At 63.9% G+C, this 16,651-nt stretch carries 14 protein-coding genes; 10 read left to right on the forward strand and 4 right to left on the reverse strand.

Annotation, left to right across the window (positions count from 1 at the left end; all coding sequences use genetic code 11):
• Positions 1-380: 380 nt before the first annotated feature.
• The 4 genes from ACL9RJ_RS32100 to ACL9RJ_RS32115 form a co-directional block, all read right to left on the reverse strand.
• Positions 381-1,625 carry a metallophosphoesterase family protein gene (locus tag ACL9RJ_RS32100; RefSeq protein WP_017123226.1) on the reverse strand — a complete coding sequence of 415 codons (1,245 nt, stop codon included), beginning with the start codon at positions 1,623-1,625 and terminating at the stop codon, positions 381-383.
• A 10-nt stretch (positions 1,626-1,635) separates the two neighbouring features.
• Positions 1,636-3,507 (reverse strand): hypothetical protein, encoded by a 1,872-nt coding sequence (locus ACL9RJ_RS32105; RefSeq protein WP_017123227.1) that lies wholly within the window; start codon positions 3,505-3,507, stop codon positions 1,636-1,638.
• A gap of 162 nt (positions 3,508-3,669) precedes the next feature.
• Complete coding sequence (locus tag ACL9RJ_RS32110; RefSeq protein WP_178989572.1) at positions 3,670-7,122, reverse strand: GMC family oxidoreductase N-terminal domain-containing protein; 3,453 nt, start codon at positions 7,120-7,122, stop codon at positions 3,670-3,672.
• A gap of 164 nt (positions 7,123-7,286) precedes the next feature.
• Positions 7,287-7,409: a hypothetical protein gene (locus tag ACL9RJ_RS32115; RefSeq protein ID WP_256261915.1), complete on the reverse strand. Its 123-nt coding sequence runs from the start codon at positions 7,407-7,409 to the stop codon at positions 7,287-7,289.
• A gap of 892 nt (positions 7,410-8,301) precedes the next feature.
• Between ACL9RJ_RS32115 and ACL9RJ_RS32120 the strand changes: the two genes are divergently transcribed.
• The 10 genes from ACL9RJ_RS32120 (at position 8,302) to ACL9RJ_RS32165 (ending at position 16,639) form a co-directional block, all read left to right on the forward strand.
• Complete coding sequence (locus ACL9RJ_RS32120) at positions 8,302-8,808, forward strand: prepilin-type N-terminal cleavage/methylation domain-containing protein (RefSeq protein ID WP_177084716.1); 507 nt, start codon at positions 8,302-8,304, stop codon at positions 8,806-8,808.
• Positions 8,783-9,166, forward strand: coding sequence for a type II secretion system protein (locus ACL9RJ_RS32125; RefSeq protein WP_177084718.1), 384 nt, complete (start codon positions 8,783-8,785; stop codon positions 9,164-9,166). Before ACL9RJ_RS32120 ends, ACL9RJ_RS32125 begins: the two co-directional genes overlap by 26 nt.
• The gene (locus ACL9RJ_RS32130) at positions 9,153-9,650 is read left to right on the forward strand and encodes a type II secretion system protein (protein WP_244861790.1); all 498 of its coding nucleotides are present in this window, start codon (positions 9,153-9,155) and stop codon (positions 9,648-9,650) included. The genes ACL9RJ_RS32125 and ACL9RJ_RS32130 overlap by 14 nt, the downstream gene beginning before the upstream one ends.
• A 110-nt stretch (positions 9,651-9,760) precedes the next feature.
• A complete protein-coding gene (locus ACL9RJ_RS32135; RefSeq protein WP_177118882.1) occupies positions 9,761-11,326 on the forward strand; it encodes a lytic polysaccharide monooxygenase in 1,566 nt (521 codons plus the stop codon).
• Positions 11,327-11,602: 276 nt separating this feature from the next.
• Entirely contained in the window at positions 11,603-12,043 is a 441-nt protein-coding gene (gene gspG, locus ACL9RJ_RS32140; RefSeq protein ID WP_212810222.1) for a type II secretion system major pseudopilin GspG, read from the forward strand.
• An 18-nt stretch (positions 12,044-12,061) separates the two neighbouring features.
• The gene (locus ACL9RJ_RS32145; RefSeq protein WP_177118884.1) at positions 12,062-12,556 is read left to right on the forward strand and encodes a lytic transglycosylase domain-containing protein; all 495 of its coding nucleotides are present in this window, start codon (positions 12,062-12,064) and stop codon (positions 12,554-12,556) included.
• Entirely contained in the window at positions 12,553-13,731 is a 1,179-nt protein-coding gene (locus ACL9RJ_RS32150) for a type II secretion system F family protein (protein WP_212810223.1), read from the forward strand. Before ACL9RJ_RS32145 ends, ACL9RJ_RS32150 begins: the two co-directional genes overlap by 4 nt.
• Positions 13,732-13,735: 4 nt before the next feature.
• Positions 13,736-15,370, forward strand: coding sequence for a GspE/PulE family protein (locus tag ACL9RJ_RS32155; protein WP_422765995.1), 1,635 nt, complete (start codon positions 13,736-13,738; stop codon positions 15,368-15,370).
• Positions 15,351-16,097 carry a hypothetical protein gene (locus ACL9RJ_RS32160; protein WP_244861791.1) on the forward strand — a complete coding sequence of 249 codons (747 nt, stop codon included), beginning with the start codon at positions 15,351-15,353 and terminating at the stop codon, positions 16,095-16,097. Before ACL9RJ_RS32155 ends, ACL9RJ_RS32160 begins: the two co-directional genes overlap by 20 nt.
• The gene (locus ACL9RJ_RS32165) at positions 16,097-16,639 is read left to right on the forward strand and encodes a hypothetical protein (RefSeq protein ID WP_212810225.1); all 543 of its coding nucleotides are present in this window, start codon (positions 16,097-16,099) and stop codon (positions 16,637-16,639) included. Before ACL9RJ_RS32160 ends, ACL9RJ_RS32165 begins: the two co-directional genes overlap by 1 nt.
• Positions 16,640-16,651 lie beyond the last annotated feature (12 nt).

Consider the following 16,651-nt stretch of genomic DNA (forward strand, 5'->3'; position numbering starts at 1 on the left):
CTAGACGACAGTCCGTGGTGCGCCACCCTCCTGTGGGAGCGGGCTTGCCCGCGAAAGCGGCGGTGCGGCTGGCATCGTCATCGCTGGCAAGCCAGCTCCTACAAGGTCCCAGGCTAGACGACAGTCCGTGGTGAAACATCGCCCTGTGGGAGCCGGCTTGCTGGCGATAGCGGCAGTGCGGCTGGCATCGTCATCGCTGGCAAGCCAGCTCCTACAAGGTCTCGGGCTAGACGACAGTCCGTGGTGCGCCACCCTCCTGTGGGAGCGGGCTTGCCCGCGAAAGCGGCGGTGCGGCTGGCATCGCCATCGCTGGCAAGCCAGCTCCTACAAGGTCCCAGGACAAGGTCGCGCTTCACGCCCACAGCGCGGTCAACAGCGCCCTACCCGTGTGACGCCCACCGCACCGACCCATCCTCGCCGACAAACTCCTCGATGATGTTCTCCCCGCTCAAGCGCACCCGCGCGTAGCCGTTGAGCACCCGTTCCGGGTATTCATCGTCCCCGGCATTCTGCGTCTCGGAAAACAGCACCCGCTCATTGCCGTCCAGTTCGCTGGTCACGCCATAGGGAATCGCCCCGTGCCCGGCGCAGCGCGCCCGCAGCCCGTTCAGCTCGGCATAGACGATGCCGTTGTGCAGGTGCCCCCAGTACCAGTAGTCCGGCACCCGGCCCAGGGCCGCGCACACCTGCTTGTACAGGTCGTTGGGGTTGTGTCCGCTGATATCGAAGCCCTGGTGATGACTGAGCACCATCAGCTTGCCGCGCTTGGGCAGCGTCTTCATCCAGTCGATCTGCTGCGGGTTCAGGGTGCCGTCCATGTAGAGATTGAGCGGCTTGGAGGCATAGGCCGAATCCAGCCCGACAATCAGCCAGTCATCGTTGTACAGGGCGAAGTAACTGGTGCCCTGCTGCATCGGGAAACGGGACTTGAGCTCGGCGAAGTAACCGTGGGCACCGCTGTACATCTCATGGTTGGAATTGAGGGTGAACGCGCCGTGCTTGCCCATCGGCCAGCCGGCCATGTCGACGTCCTCCTGGGAGCCGGTGCCGGCGTAGTAGACGTCGCCCAGGTGAATGGTGAAATCGGCCTGGGCCAGTTGCATCTGGTTGGCGACGGCGACCGCCGGCGCATGGCTGTCGAACGGCCCGGTGCCCCAGTCGCCGGCAATCGCCAGGACCACGTCGCGATCCATCATCATCACCATCGGTGTGGTAGCGAAGGTGGCATGACGCCGCAGATTCTCGATCCACTTGATCAGCGCCTCGCTCCACAGCAAGTCCAGCAGCTCCCACTTGCGACAGCCCAGCAGCGTGCCGTCCTTGAGCACCCGCGTCTGCAACTGCGCCTCCGAGGTCGGCAGGGCCTTGGCATCGCCCAGGTGCAGGATCGACAGGCCATGGGACAGCTCCCACGGCACCGACGGCTCGTCGGTCGGCAGGTCGCCGTGTTCCAGCACGTACTGGGCCTGGTCATGGCCGCGCTGCAGGAGCATCTGGATGGCCTGGAACTCTTCGGGCTCGATCTCGCTGATGAGTTTTTTCCAGGACAGCTCCAGCCGTGCCTTCAAGCCGCTGAGGCGGACGCGGATCTTCGCCAGCTCGTGTTCGAAATGATGCATGGTCATGGCGGTCTCCCTACAACGTCTTCATGAATTCGATCAGCGCCCATTTCTCGGCGTCGGTCAGTTGGGTGCCGTACAGGTGACCACTGTTGTGGTTGCCTTCCAGGCGCGTGTCGTACTTGAAGTAGCCCGGCGCCCCGACCTGCTGGCCGCTGGTGACGAAGCCGACCTTGACCGGGTCGTAGACATCCGATCCGGTGCTGAACGTTACCGGGCGTTTGTCTGGGGTCTGCAGCAGATCCCACAGGCTCGGCACCGAACCGTTGTGCAGGTACGGCGCGCGCATCCACACGCCATCGGTGGGAGTGTTGCTGTAGCTCTGGGTCTTGCGGTAGGCGTTGAAGTCGAACGGCGGTTTCTTGAAGCCATGGAACGCCTGCACCAGGCCCACGGTGAAGGAATCCAGGCGATGCGGGTCGGTGCCCAGTTGATCGATGCGGGTGGTGACCTGGCCGGTATCGGCCTTGCCGAATTCATGGCAGCCCGCGCAGTTGTTGTCCCAGATCGGCTTGCCCTGGGCGACCCGCGCCTGATCCAGGGCGAACGGCCAGGCCGGCGGCTTGGTGCCGAGCAGCCAGTTGGTAACCCGGTTGAAACTGGCCGGCAACACCGACTGCGGTGTCGCGCCCACGGCCATGGCGGCGGCGTAGTTGCGCTCGTGGATATCGTTGTTGTTGCCGTCCCAGTGCAGGTACAGCGATTCGCGCGGTTTCTGGTTCCAGATCTGCGGCAGGTCGACGGTGCCGATGGTCGAGTCATCCGGGAAGCCAAAGACCACCATCTTGGTCGGGTTGAAGGTGTCGGTGCGCCCCGGGCCCTGGGCCGGCCGCAGTTTCTGCCAGGCGTAGGCCTGCTTCTGCTTGAGCAGCGCGGTCTTGGCCATGGGGATGATCAGGTAGCGGTTGTACAGGCGTTCGAAGAAGCCCAACTGAAACTTGCCGTTGATCGCCGTCATCACCGCGTCGGTGGTGAATTTCGGATCGCTGGCACAGTCGTAGGCGAACCACTGGAAGGCCTGCAATTGCAGGGTATTGGCCGGCGCCGTGGCGATCGGCCTGGCGACATCGCTCGCCGAAGCGCGGTACGAGCCGGTATGGCACAGGGCGCAGTTGGGTTCGACCGTCGGGTAGCCGATCTGTCGCTTGGCCATGCCGATAGGCAGGTCGCGACCATTTTCATAGAGGAAGCCGAACGACTCCCAGCCAGCGCCGGCCCTGGGCATCTTTTCCGGGCACATCTGCGGCAGCACGGCAAACAGGTAGTAGGGAATCCGCGCCTCGATCCCCAGGCCGATGGCGGCGTACTTGAAGTGGTCCTCGTCGGAGGCGAACTTCTCCTCGGGCACCACCCGCAGCATGTTGTACCAGGTCTGGTAGCCGATAAAACCGAGCACCAGCACGGTGACCAGCAGGCCCACGCGGAAGCCGTGGCGCTGCCAGCGCACGGCCCAGCCATGGCACCAGCTGTGCCAGCCACTGGCGAGCAGCGCCCAGGGCCGCTCGGCCGGCGGGCTGCCGAGGTAGAGCAGGATCCCCAGGATGAGGAACATGCTCAGGTCACCCATCAGCATCGGGAAAAACACCGAGGCCTGGTTGCTGGTATCGATCAGGTAGATCCAGAACGCCACGGCAATCAACCGGGTCAGCACGCACAGCCAGGAGTGGATGGGAAAACGCCGGGCGTTGAAGCCCGACGGCATGTAGAACACGCTGATGCCCACCAGCAGCATGCCGGCGTTTTCCAGCCAGGGGTCCGACAGCACCGGCGGCAGGCCGACCACCGAGGTCAGCAGTGCCGGAGCGAACAGGGCAGGCAGTGCGAACACCATGTTCATCACGATGCCTATCCAGATAAAGCGTTGAAACCAGCGGATGTAACTGTCCATATCATCCTTCCCTGCCAATCCGTTTTTTCCGGCCGAGCACGATCCTTGTAGGAGCCGGCTTGCCGGCGATGGCGGTTGCGAGGTCGATGCAAGGCTTGCGGGCCTCATCGCCGGCAAGCCGGCTCCTACAAGGTTTCGCGGTGTTTTCCAGACTGATGCGCATCAGCCCAGCGCGGTCTTCTCCAGGTGCTCGAGGATCAGCGGGTACACATCGACCACCGCGTTCTTGCCGAACATGCAGTCGATATGGCCGTAGCCCGGCACCACATGGCGGCTGAACAGCTCGGGGCCGTGCAGACTGACCAGGCGCTCGTAGGTCTTCTCGGTGCTTTCCGGCAGGTAGCACTGGTTGTCGGCGCCGCTGATGAAGCAGATCGGCATCTGCAACCGCTCGAAGTGCGGCATGTAGACGTCATTGCCCTTGAAGTCCACCAGATGCCCCTTGCGGCAGATCAGCGCCAGGTGCTCGAAGGTCTGGATATTCGACTCGCCGAACAGTTCGTGCAGGTTGTCGTGCAGGGTTTCGTTGAGGGTGTCGTGACGGTACAGCGAGGCATACATAAAGGTGATCCGGTGACAGACCGGGTTGGTGCAGTAGCCCTGGGCCTCGATCCGCGCATAGACGTTGAGGGCCTTGTCATACAGTTTGTTGAACCAGCTCTCCTTGCTGTCGGCATAGGCGGTCAGTGACTTGATGCCCACCGCATCGAGCATCCCCGGCAAGTGCAGGCCGGCCTTGATCCCGGTCGCCGTGGCCACCACGGTATCGGCGGCGATCTGCGAACAGACCACCGAGCGCACGTCCTGCAACCCCGCCAGCAGCGACATGAAGAAGGTCGTGGCACCGTAGCAATGCACCACGCACTGCACGTCCAGGGCCCCGGTGGCCTGGCGGATCTGCGCGATGGCGGCCTTGTAGTCGTACTGGGCGATCTGGTCGCCGTTCCATTCGTGCTTGCTCGCCGGCAACAGGATGCTGACACGGAAATCCAGGAGCCAGACGTCGTACTCATGCTTGCACAGGTACTCCAGCAGGTTGGTCTGGATGGTGTCGGTGGAGAAGATATTCGAGCCCACGCCCAGCCCGTGCACCAGCATCACCGGGCCCTTGCTGCCGGCCTGGTAACGGGTCAGGCGCAGCTGGACCTTGTCCTCGGTCTCGAAGAAATGCACGGTCGGCACCGGCGCATCCAGCGGCCGCTTGTGCCGGGGCGGCGCATCCGGGTTGAAGTAGATATCGCCGGCAAATACCCCGCCGTAGCTTTCCCAGAGAATCCCGGCGAAGAACTTGCCGAAGCGCGCCAGGGCTTCGATACGCTCGCGTTCGTTGCGGGCATTGAGCACCTTCATGGTGGTCATCTGCCTGGCGAAGTCGGCGGGCAGGATATGCATGACCCCGGAGCCGAGTACCGCGCCGCTCTTGTCCGGCCCCTGGTAGAGCGTGACATAGAGAGTGCTGGTGTCCGGCCAGATATTCAGCACGCCGTTATCCTCGGGCACGGTCTTGAAGGCGCTGAAGTAATAGTCGCGACCGTCCTCGGCGGTCAGCTTCATGTCGTAGTTCATATGGCGTACGCCGACCTGCTCTTGGTACTGTTCGAACAGGTTGAACACACCGTTGCTGGCCGTCAGTGGATACGGCGACAGCGCCGGGGCATTGAGGGTACCGACCAGGGTGGCGGCGTGCTCCGGCTCCTTGATCATCCGGTTGAGGTCATTGGCGGTGATGGTCAGGGTGAACTCGATGGGCGAGTTCTGTGCCTCGCCACTCTTGGCCGCTGCTTCGTACAGCTTGAGGTCGGTGCCCTGGGGCTGGGTGAAATCCCTGGAGAAATAGCCCTTCATGGTTTCGGTGAACTGCACGCCGAGGGTCGGCGGCGCCACCGGTTTGCGCGGTGCCGACGGCAGGCGGTAGTCGATGACCCAGCCACGATCGGCGGCCAGCAGGCCCATGTTGCGCTCGCTGACCGCGGAGATGGTCAGCAGCGGATTGACCGCCAGCGACGTCGGGATCACCGCGCCATCGGTCACGTACAGCCCCGGATGGACATCGGTGCCGCTGGTGCCGCTGAACACCTGGCCCTTGTGGTTGACCACGCCCTGGGTGGCGTCCTCGCCCATCACGCAACCGCCCAGCGGGTGCACCGAGACGATGCTGTGCTTGAGCAGTTTGGTCCAGATCGGATTCGGCACCCAGACCCCGCCCAGGGCCTGGGTCGAGCGGTGCAACCGGTCATTGCCGAGCTTGAAGTTTTCCTGCTCGCCCACGCCCGGCCAGTCGATGCGCAGCTGGTCCTGGGCGTCCAGCACCATGCGTCCCTTGCCGTCGTCATGGCTCATGATCAGATAGGTCTGCATATTGTGCAGGGCACCGTAGTAGGGGCCTCGCAGAAAGCTCTCGGCCTCGCGGGCCTTGTAGTGCAGTTCGGCGCTGACCCCCTTGTCGGTGGCCTCGCCGATCATCTCGGCGAAACCGGCCATGGCCGGCACCATGGGACGGCCCAGGGCGCCGGGGATCGAGCCCTCCTCGATGACCATGCGACTGCGCCAGTCGCCTTCGGTGCGCATGTCGATGATCGAGGTGATGCACGGGCCCACCGGTTGCAGTTCCTTGGCCGAATGAGCGCCGAAACCGATGCCGTTGATGGTCTGTTCGCAGTTGTGGCCGAAGCCGAGGATATCGCCGTTGCCACTCATGTTTTCGCCCAGTTGCCCGGACATCGGCACGCCCTTGCTGCGGGAACGCAGGAGGATTTCGGTGGAGCCCAGGGTGCCGGCGGACACCACCACGATGTCGGCCTTGACGAACAGGGTCGGCGCGGAGAATTTCTCCCGGCCGCTGTCCAGGTACTGGAAGTGCACGATCCAGCCATTGCCGTCGCGCTCCAGGTGCCGCACCTCGGCCTGGCAGAAAATCTCCGCGCCATGGTTCCAGGCATCCGGCAGGTAGTTCATCAGCGTGGTGTTCTTGGCCTTGTTGTTACAGCCCGAGACGCAGTCGCCGCACTGATTGCACGGCAGTTGCTCGACGCCGACGTGGTTGAGGTTGTTGGGCAGCTTGTCGAAGGTCACATTGATCGGCGGGGTATAGAAATGCGCCTTTTCCTGCAGGTAGTCCGCCGACTTGCGATTGGCGTCCAGCTTCGCCAACTTGGGCGCGGACGCCGGATAGGGATTGGGCTTGAGCATTTCCCGGGCCCGCGCATAACCCTCGGCGAGCAGGGTGTCGCGGTGCTCGCGCACCGCCCGGGGCCAGCGCGGATCATCGAAGACGCCCGGCTCCGGCTCCAGGGACACGTTGGCGTTGATCAGCGAAGTGCCGCCCAGGCCACAGCCGACCACCACGTTCTGCTGGGCATTGACGTGCAGGTCGAACAGGCCGGTGCGCGAACCGATATGGCCATCCGGGTCATGCACCTGCAACTCCTCCGTCGCCGCGACCATGGTGTTGGGGTATTCCCCCGGCTGGATCTCGCGCCCGCGCTCCAGCAGACAGACGCTTTTCCCGGCACGCGACAGCCGTGAGGCGGCGATGCCGCCGCCATAGCCGGAACCGATCACGATAACGTCGTAGCGTTCCTTGATCTCACTGATGGATGTCGAAATCCGTGTCATGGTTGTTTCCTCTATCGGGCCCTCTATCGGGCTAAGACGGGCAACTCTGCAGTTGCCACCACGGGGGCAGACGGTGGAGCAACAGGCGAGCGCGCACGCGGGTTCTCCAGACAAACCGGGCATACGCAAAAGATCGGGATGGCGCGCAAGCGCCGGGTCAGGCGCTACAGGCGCGCACGCTGGTTGGTGGCATGGCGATGAATGCGCCTGGGCACCAGGGCACTGGCTCGGGCCACGGCATTGAAGGTGGAGGGGGACGGCGGGTGGTGGTACGGCTGGCGACCCATCAAGCGTTCTCCCTGAACCTGATATGGATGCGAATAACGTTGTGTCCTTGTGCCATGAGTGAAGACTTTGACCGCAGGGGTGTCAATAAACACCCTTAGAACTGTATGAAATTTGATCTATAGCACTCTGCGCTATAAGAACCGGGGCCTGGCGGGCTTGGCGAACAACTTATCCACAGAACCACCCACAGCAAATGTGGGCAAGTACCGGTTCATGCCCTCTCGATGACGAGAGAATCTGAATAAAATCCGTGACTTATTCAGAAAGACCGGTTCAGGCCGCCTTTGATCATTTATTGATCAATAGCATGCAAGCCGCGATTTAAAAGGCTCGTAGAGGACCGCGAACACCTTATCCACAGAAAGGCCAACAGACTTTGTGTGCAAGTCGGCGATTTCCCCGAGCCTCTGTGGAAAACCTCTGAAAACCGCGAGATATGAAGGTTTCAGGCTAATCATGTGAAGAAAGCACTGCAATTGGATGTTTTTTGACCAGCACTTTGCAGGCCTTGTAAAACAAGGCCTGCAAGGGACAGCGAACAACTTATCCACAAAAGCGCCAACAGACTTTGTTAACAAGTCGCCCGCGAAGCAGCATCCTGCAAGCGTCTTATCCACACAAAAACCTGAACAAAAACCGTCAGTTAGGCTGATCATTTTTCGTACGAAGGGCTATACCCCTTGATCTGCGTGGGATACAGCGATGCACGAACATCTTATCCACAGACCCGCCAACAGCCTCTGTGGACATTTGTCGGCGCGCCCCACCGAAGGGCTCGCCTGGCATCCTTGAACTATCGACTACACTTCTCGCACAGCGCGCCATGTTCTTGCAGTAAAGGTGTCTTGGCCTGACGCATTTACCCGAGGATGTCCAGATGGTGCGATCTCCATGCGGCCGCTTGCGCTATTTCCCCTAGCGTCTCGCCGCCCATCTGCAGCCGGCTTCACCCTGATCGAGTTGCTGCTTGCCCTGGCATTGCTGGCAACCCTGGCCACGGTGGCCTATCCGCTGACCGCCCTGATGGGCAAACGCGAACGTGAACTCGACCTGCAACGCTCGTTGCGGGAGATCCGCCGTGCCATCGACGCCTACAAGGAGGCGGTCGATGACGGACGGATCGACAAGGGCACGGGCAACGGTTATCCACCGTCCCTCGAAACCCTGATCGAAGGCATCGTCGACAAGAGCGACCCGAGCGGCGGGAAGATCTTTTTCCTGCGCCGTATTCCCCGCGACCCGGTCTGCGAATGCCCGGACCTGCCCGCCGAGAAAACCTGGCGCCTGCGCAGCTACAAGAGCACCGCAGAGAGTCCGGCCGAAGGCGAGGACGTCTTCGATATCAGCTCCACCAGCCAGCGGGAGGGCCTCAATGGGACTCCGTACAATCAATGGTAAGGCCAGGGGCTTCACCCTGATCGAGCTGCTGGTGGTGATGGCGATCATCGCCACGCTGATGACCCTGGTCATGCCGCAGTATTTTCGCCAGCACACCAAGGCCCAGGAAACCGTGTTGCGCCACAACCTGGTGTCGATCCGCCAGGCGCTCGATCACTACCGCGAAGACAAGGGCAGCAACCCCGAATCCCTGGAAGACCTGGTCAACGACCGCTACCTGCGCGAGATCCCCCGCGACCCGATCACCGGGCGGCGCGATACCTGGCGCTTGCAGAGCGGCGAGGACAGCGGTTTCGGCGATGTGCACAGCGGCGCACCCGGGCAAGCAGTGGATGGAACGGACTATGGTTCCTGGTAATGGTCGCCATGCGCGCGCACCGCAGCGCGGCTCGGTGTTCATAGGCCTGCTGGTCTCGGTGGCCATCGTCGCCGTGCTGCTGATGGAAGTCGGCGTGCTCTGGTCGACCCAGCTGCGCCGCGAACGCGAGGCGCAGCTGCTCGCCCAGGGCGAGGAAATCCGCCGGGCCATCGGCCTGTATTACGAACAAAAGAACAGGCTGTACCCGAAGACCCTCGAGGACCTGCTGCTGGACCGCCGCGAACCGACGATCAAGCGCTACCTGCGCCGGGTCTACCCCGATCCCATGAGCGGCAAGGCCGACTGGGGCATCATCGCCGGTCCCGGGCAAACCATCATGGGCGTGTTCAGCCAGGCGCCGGGACAGCCCCTCAAGCAGGGCAACTTTCGCCGCTACCAGGAGAGTTTCACAGGGCAAGGCAGTTATCAGGGGTGGCAGTTTCTGTACCGGCCTGGACAGAGTAGCTCCTCCAAAAGAACGTAGAACCTACGTTGGAGGTGAGCATGTGGGGTGATCAAGCCAGTCGTTGAGTGAAATACCGAAAGCCCGAAACGCTTCGGGTGGTTTTTTCCAACTTGAACGTGGACTGAACTATGAACAGCTTACATTTCTACGCACGATCCATTATCCGCTGCGCCCTGGCGGCGTTGTTGGCGATGCCGGCGCTGGGCTGGAGCCATGGGGCGATCGAATCGCCTGCGACACGCCAGGTACTGTGCCGCAGCTTCCAGGACTTCAACGGGTCTCCCGAGCAGATGAAGGACGAGGGCTGCCGCAGGGCCAAGACCGAATACCCGGCACAACTGGTCCACGGGATCACTCAATGGCATGAGGTCAGCGCGAACATCAAAGGCAGCTACGCGGATCCGGACGGCGGCGATGCCGCCGCCAGGAGAATCGTACCCGACGGCAAGCTCTGCTCGGCAAACCGCTCGGGGATGGATGTGCTGAACATGGCCATGCCGCAGTGGACCAAGACCAAGGTGACACCCGATGACTCGGGCAAGATCACGGTGCGCCTGGCCACCACCCAGCCCCATATGCCCAGCTTCATCAGGGTCTACCTCAGCAAGCCCGGCTACGACAGCGCGACCCGTAAACTGGGGTGGGACGACCTGGAACTGATTCACGCCCAGGAACTGACCGATGTCCGCAAGGATTGGTCCCCCGCGCCCATCATCTCGGACCCCAACACGTTCTTTCTGCTCAAGGTGCAGATTCCTCCGGGCCGCACGGGCAATGCCGTGCTCTTCACCCGCTGGCAACGCCGCGATCCGGAGGGTGAAGGTTTCTACGGCTGCAGCGATATCGCTTTCGACGACAAGACCCAACCCTCCCCCTGGATCAAGGAGAAGGTGTTTATCGACGGCAACGGGATCGATCCAAAGGCCGGTGATACCGTGCACTTTCGCGTATTCGGACATGACCGGGCGGTCAGCGAACTGGTCGACCTGAAACTGCCCATCGACGCCAGCAACCAGAATCCCGCGGTGTGGGGCGCGCAACTGGCAAACCAGTTGAGCAGCAGCCAGCACCTCATTCGTGTCGGGGTCAAAAAAGATGAAACCATCACCTTCAATCCCACTGACGTCTACGCCAACTACAACTACCTGAGCGATGCCAGAAACTCCACGCAGATGTCCATCGACGCCGAAGGCGATGGCGAGAACCCCGGTCCGGTGGATGAACGCCCCCCCGTGGCGGTGATCGAGGGGGCGACCCAGATCAAGGCCGGTGAACGGTTCACCCTGGACGGCCGCAAATCCATTTCCTACAACAGCACGCCACTGCGCTATGTCTGGGCATTCGTGGGTGGGCCGGGCTGGACCTATGGCTCCAACACCGAACCCACCTTCACCATTACCACACCAGCCAGTGACAAGGTCTCGACCGCGAAGCTGTTGCTCAACGTCTACGATGAAGCCAACAAGAAACGCCATGAAGCCGAAGTGACCCTGACCGCGACCCCGGCATCGGGCGGCGGCGATGCACCACCCTACGTGGAGGGTACGGACTACAAGGCCGGCGATATCGTGAGCAACGCCGGCAGTACGTACAAGTGCAAACCCTGGCCCTATACCGCCTGGTGCAAGGGCGCGGCCTGGGCCTATGCCCCCGGCACCGGCGTCCATTGGCAGGAAGCCTGGGAAAAGCTCTAGCAATGGGTGAGGCCCCGTGACGCCGTACTTCATGTACGGCGTCATCCCTGCGCTGTATTCATTTTTATATTTCCCGACAACAAGGGCTCTCTTTTTAATAATAAAGAGATATAACCCCCAGCCCCTTGCCGCCGGGGGTATTGAACTAGAGTTACAGTCAGTCATTCACCCATGAGACATGTTCAACGTGTACCTGCCGGTGGTGCCCACCTGATGTAGGGCCGGAATAGGTTATGAAGTAACCGCGTTCCCTGCCTCATCAGCCGAGCGGCCACCATGAACGGTCCATCGTCACGCCCGCGCCTCGCACAGCCCTCATTCGGCTTCACCCTGCTCGAACTGCTGGTGGTCCTGCTGATCATCGCCCTGCTCGCCGGCTATGTCGGGCCGAAGATGTTCGACCGCCTGGAGCTGGCGAAAGTCCAGACCGCCAAGGGCCAGATGAAATCTCTGGCCGATGCCCTGCAGCAGTACCGCCTGGACAACGGCCATTACCCCAGCGAGGCCCAGGGCCTCAACGTGCTGGTCGAACGGCCGGCCAGCGAACCCGGCTGGCACGGGCCGTACCTGTCCAAGGGCGTACCGCCCGATCCCTGGAACAATCCCTATCTCTTCAAGAACCCCGGCGCCGGCCATGAAGTCGAGATCATCTCCCTGGGCCGCGATGGCAAGGCCGCGGGCGACGGGACCAACGCCGACATCGTGTTTGGCTTCTGAGCCCGGAGTCCCCCGCCCATGCGCCACTCATTCGAACTGCTGATCGCCCTGGGTGCGCTGCTGATGGCCGGGACCGGCGCGGCCAACTGTTTCCAGGACGCCGGCGAGCGCTATCACATCGATCCGCTGCTGCTCTACGCCATTGCCCAGGCCGAGTCCGGGCTCGATCCGCGGGCACGCAACACCAACCGCGATGGCAGCCGTGATATCGGCCTGATGCAGATCAACAGCCGCCACCTGGAGCGCCTCGCCGCCTTCGGGATCGCCGAGCAGAACCTGCTCGACGAGCCCTGCACCAGTGTCATGGCCGGCGCCTGGATTCTCGCCCAGTTCGTCCAGCAACTGGGCTACGGCTGGCAGGCCGTGGGCGCCTACAACGCCGGTGCCCGCGTCGAGCGCGACGCCAACCGCAGCCGCTACGCCCGCCGGGTGTGGGGCTACTACGCCAGCCTGCTGGAGTTGCGCCAACGCAGCGCGGGCACGCTCGCCGCGCGCAACGGTGGACGACCATGAGGGAGTTCGATGCCCGCGTCATCCGCCAGGGCCAGCTACGCAACCTGCGCCTGCAGGCCGCCGACCTCGACGATGCCCGCCGCCAGTTGCAGGACGCCCAGGTGGTCTCGCTGCGCCAGCGTGCCTCGTTCAAATGGCCGGGACGCGGTGCGCGTTTCGCCCTGGGCCTGTTTATCCAGGAACTGGTGGTGCTGCTCGATGCCGGGCTGGTGCTGGTGGAGTCGGTGGAAACCCTGCGCGACAAGGCCGCGCCGGGGATCAACCGGCAAGTGCTGAGCGAATTGCTGGAGTCGATGTACCAGGGCAACGCCTTTTCCCGGGCCATGCAGGCCAAGCCGGCGATCTTTCCCGACCTGCTGGTGGCCACCGCCGCTTCTTCCGAACACAGCGGCCAGTTGTCGGTGGCGCTGCGCCGCTACCATCACTTCGAAGCCCATCTGGAAACCGTGAAGAAGCGCGTCAGCAGCGCGCTGATGTACCCCCTGGTGGTGCTCGGCGTGGGCGCGGTGATCCTGCTGTTCCTGTTGTTCTTCGTGATCCCGCGCTTCGCCTCGGTGTTCGACGCGATGAGCGACCTGCCGGCGACCGCGCGGTTCATGGTCTGGTGGGGCGAACTGGTGGAGCAACAGGGCGGCCTGCTGATGGGCGGCCTGGCGGCGGTGATCGCCGCCCTGGTGCTGCTGGCGCGAACCGCGACGGTCAAGCGTCACCTGGCCGCCCTGCTGTGGAAAATCCCCAGCCTCGGTGCCCAGCGCACGCTGTTTATCCTCGCGCGCTTCTACCGCACCGCCGGCATGCTGCTGATGGGCGGGATGCCAGCGGTGTCGGCCCTGGAAATGGCCGGGGCGCTGCTGCCGGCCGAGCGCCAGGGCGACCTGCACCGCAGCCTGGGCGATATCCGCGCCGGCCAGCTGCTGTCCACCACCCTCGCCCGCCACCGGCTCACCACCCCGGTCGCCGAGCGCCTGTTGCGCGTCGGCGAGCAGAGCGGCGAACTGGCGTCCATGTGCGAGCGTATCGCGCAGTTCCACGACGAAGCGCTGGAGCGCGCCATCGAGCTGTTCAGCAAGGTCTTCGAGCCGCTGCTGATGCTGGTGGTCGGCGGGCTGATCGGGCTGATCGTGTTCCTGCTGTACATGCCGATCTTCGAACTGGCCGGTTCCATCCAGGGGTAGCACGATGGACACACTCAGGCAGCAATGGCAGCAGCAGGCACGACAGGACAACATCCCGTTGGCGGAGTACCTGCAACAGGTGCTGGAGGACACGCCGGAACACCTCGCCGACGTCGCCGCGCTCCTGGGCCTGACGCCACTCACCGAGGCCCAGGTCGAGGGTCACGAGCGCTTCGACACCCTGACCCTGCCCCAGGCGCTGAACCGCCGGACCCTGCCGGTGGAGATCGACGGCCAGGCCTACCTGGTGCTCGGCGCGCCCTTCTCCCTGAGCGGTCGCCAGTGGCTGCAGGCCCATGCCGAACTGGCGCCGATGGCCCTGGCGATGAGTCTGCCGGGGGTCGTCGAGGCGCAACTGAAAAAGGCCGAGGCCAGCCAACGGGTGATGGACCCGTTCGCCCGTGACGACGAAGACGCGCGGGTGGCCGAGGCGGTCCAGGAAATCTCCCTGAGCAGCATCGCCCGCGATGACAATCCGGTGGTGCGACTGGTCAACTCGATGCTCTTCGATGCCCTGCAGAGCCGGGCCAGCGATATCCATGTCGAGAGCACCCCCGAAGGCCTGGTGATCAAGTACCGGATCGATGGCGTGCTGCAACAGATCGGCCAGAGCGCCGGGCTCGACACCGCCGAGCAGGCGCTGTCACGGCTCAAGGTGCTTTCGGGCCTGGATATCGGCGAGCGCCGGGTGCCCCAGGACGGTCGCTTCAAGGCGCGCATCCAGCAGCGCGACGTCGACTTCCGGGTCTCGATCATGCCCAGTATCCACGGCGAGGATGCGGTGCTGCGGGTGCTGGACAAGTCCCAGCGCGGCGAGTCCCTGAGCCTCGACAGCCTGGGCCTGGACGCGGACGCGATCGGCCGCATCCGCCTGCTGGCCAGCGAGCCCTACGGCATGCTGCTGGTCACCGGTCCCACCGGCAGCGGCAAGTCGACGACGCTGTATGCCGCCCTGTCGGAGACCAATACCGGCGAGAAGAAAATCATCACCATCGAAGACCCGGTGGAGTACGAGCTGCCCGGCGTGTTGCAGATCCCGGTGAACGACAAGAAGGGCCTGACCTTCGCCCGCGGCCTGCGCTCGATCCTGCGGCACGACCCGGACACCATCCTGGTGGGCGAGATCCGCGGCGGCGAAACCGCCGGGATCGCCGTGCAGGCCGCCCTGACCGGCCACCTGGTGCTGTCCTCGGTGCACGCCAACAGCGCGTTCAGCGTGCTGGAACGCTTCAACTACCTGAAGGTGGAGCCGGCCAGCTTTGTCGAGGCGCTCAACGGCGTGGTCGCGCAGCGGCTATTGCGACGGGTTTGCAGCGAATGCGCCGAGGCCACCGAGCCCGACGCGCAACTGCTGCAACTGGCGCACTTGCCGGCCGATGCGCCCGGCAGCCACTACCGGCTCGGCCGGGGTTGCGAAGCCTGCCGCCATACCGGCTATCGCGGCCGGCTGGCGCTGGCGGAAGTGCTGACCGTCACCGACGCGCTCAAGGAAGGCCTGCTGCAACGTCGCTCGGCCGCCGCCCTGCGCGAACTGGCACGGGAGTCGGGCCACCGCTTCATGCGCGATATCGCGCTGGCGAGCGCCGCCGCCGGACACACCACCTTGCAGGAGGTGCACCGTGTCCTCTCCCTTTATTGATCACGTGGTGCTGCTGGCCCAGGACGAAGTCCGCTGGGCCGCACGGCCGCGCTGGCCCGCCGGCCCTCCCTGGCAGGACCACGAACGGGGGGATCCGCTGGCGGCCTGTGCCGCGCTGCTGGAGCGGGCACCTCATGGTCGCGTGAGCTACCTGGAGCGGGCCACCCTGCTGCTGGGCTTTCCCCATGTGCATTACCGGGTCCTGCCCTGGCAGGAAGGCCTCTACAGCCCGCTCGACTGGCAAGGCTTCGCCATGGCGCTGTTCAGCCAGCACAACGATCTCGACCCCGCCCAATGGCAGGTTTCGATCGATCCCGCGCCGTTCGGCCGCGTGCGCCTGGCGGCGGCGGTCAACACGGAACTGATGGAATCCCTCAAGGCCCTGTTCCAGGCCCGTCACCTGCCCATCAGACGTTGCGCGCCGCTGCTGATCGATGCCCTGCAACGCCATTGGCCCGGGTTGCCCGAGGACTACCGCTTCGCCGTTCGCGAACCCGGCGCCCTCAGTTGCGTATTCGCCCACCAGGGTTGGCCGGCGCAGGTCTGCGTCCTGCCGCTGAACCCGCAAACGCCCTTGTCCGATGCCTTGCTGATGGCCGATGTGCTGTGCGACGAACAGGAACAGCAGACCCTGGTGGTGGCCGTCGAGTCGGCCTTCGAACCGTCGACGACAATGCCCTGGCGCTGGCTGGGACCGCTGCATCCCTGGCTGGCGGAGCCGTCCTGATGAACTCGACCCTGATTCGGCGCTGGCGGCGCCCGCGGGCGCCGCTGATCGACCTGCGTGGAGAACGGGCCAGTCTCTGGCTGGTGCTCCTGCTGGGCGCGGTCGCCCTCGCCCTGTGGCTGCTGCTGTGGTCGGACTGGCAGGCCCTGCTGGTCCGCGAAGCCGAGGCGGAGCAGGTGGAACGGCAATTCACCGCCATGGCGATTCAGCAGGAACAGTTGATGCAGGCCTCCCTGCGCACCTCGCCCCTGCAGAAAAAACAGCTGGAAACCTTCGCCCGCCAGAACGCCACGCCCTTCGCCCTGCTCGATGCCCTCGGCCAGGCCTGGTCACCGGACGTCGCGCTGTTGCGCCTGGAGGTCAACACCGCGGCCCGGGAGCTCAGCCTGGACCTGGAGAGTCAGCGCCTGGAAGGCAGCCTGCGCTTTATCGAGAAACTCAAGACCGACACCGGCCTCACCGTCAGCCTGCAACAGAGCGCGCGCAATACCCGCGATCCGATGCTGCCGATGAGCGTCAAATTCAAACTCAGTGCCCCATAGGGAGCGGACAGG

The sequence above is a fragment of the Pseudomonas sp. Mn2068 genome (genome assembly GCF_049319725.1).
GTDB lineage: Bacteria > Pseudomonadota > Gammaproteobacteria > Pseudomonadales > Pseudomonadaceae > Aquipseudomonas > Aquipseudomonas gingeri.

Excerpts from the sequence above, each read along its gene's own strand:
- ACL9RJ_RS32100 (WP_017123226.1), bottom strand. The coding sequence starts at position 1,625 with ATGACCATGCATCATTTCGAACACGAGCTGGCGAAGATCCGCGTCCGC.
- ACL9RJ_RS32105 (WP_017123227.1), bottom strand. The coding sequence starts at position 3,507 with ATGGACAGTTACATCCGCTGGTTTCAACGCTTTATCTGGATAGGCATC.
- ACL9RJ_RS32110 (WP_178989572.1), bottom strand. The coding sequence starts at position 7,122 with ATGACACGGATTTCGACATCCATCAGTGAGATCAAGGAACGCTACGAC.
- ACL9RJ_RS32115 (WP_256261915.1), bottom strand. The coding sequence starts at position 7,409 with ATGGGTCGCCAGCCGTACCACCACCCGCCGTCCCCCTCCACCTTCAAT.
- ACL9RJ_RS32120 (WP_177084716.1), top strand. The coding sequence starts at position 8,302 with ATGCGGCCGCTTGCGCTATTTCCCCTAGCGTCTCGCCGCCCATCTGCA.
- ACL9RJ_RS32125 (WP_177084718.1), top strand. The coding sequence starts at position 8,783 with ATGGGACTCCGTACAATCAATGGTAAGGCCAGGGGCTTCACCCTGATC.
- ACL9RJ_RS32130 (WP_244861790.1), top strand. The coding sequence starts at position 9,153 with ATGGTTCCTGGTAATGGTCGCCATGCGCGCGCACCGCAGCGCGGCTCG.
- ACL9RJ_RS32135 (WP_177118882.1), top strand. The coding sequence starts at position 9,761 with ATGAACAGCTTACATTTCTACGCACGATCCATTATCCGCTGCGCCCTG.
- gspG (WP_212810222.1), top strand. The coding sequence starts at position 11,603 with ATGAACGGTCCATCGTCACGCCCGCGCCTCGCACAGCCCTCATTCGGC.
- ACL9RJ_RS32145 (WP_177118884.1), top strand. The coding sequence starts at position 12,062 with ATGCGCCACTCATTCGAACTGCTGATCGCCCTGGGTGCGCTGCTGATG.
- ACL9RJ_RS32150 (WP_212810223.1), top strand. The coding sequence starts at position 12,553 with ATGAGGGAGTTCGATGCCCGCGTCATCCGCCAGGGCCAGCTACGCAAC.
- ACL9RJ_RS32155 (WP_422765995.1), top strand. The coding sequence starts at position 13,736 with ATGGACACACTCAGGCAGCAATGGCAGCAGCAGGCACGACAGGACAAC.
- ACL9RJ_RS32165 (WP_212810225.1), top strand. The coding sequence starts at position 16,097 with ATGAACTCGACCCTGATTCGGCGCTGGCGGCGCCCGCGGGCGCCGCTG.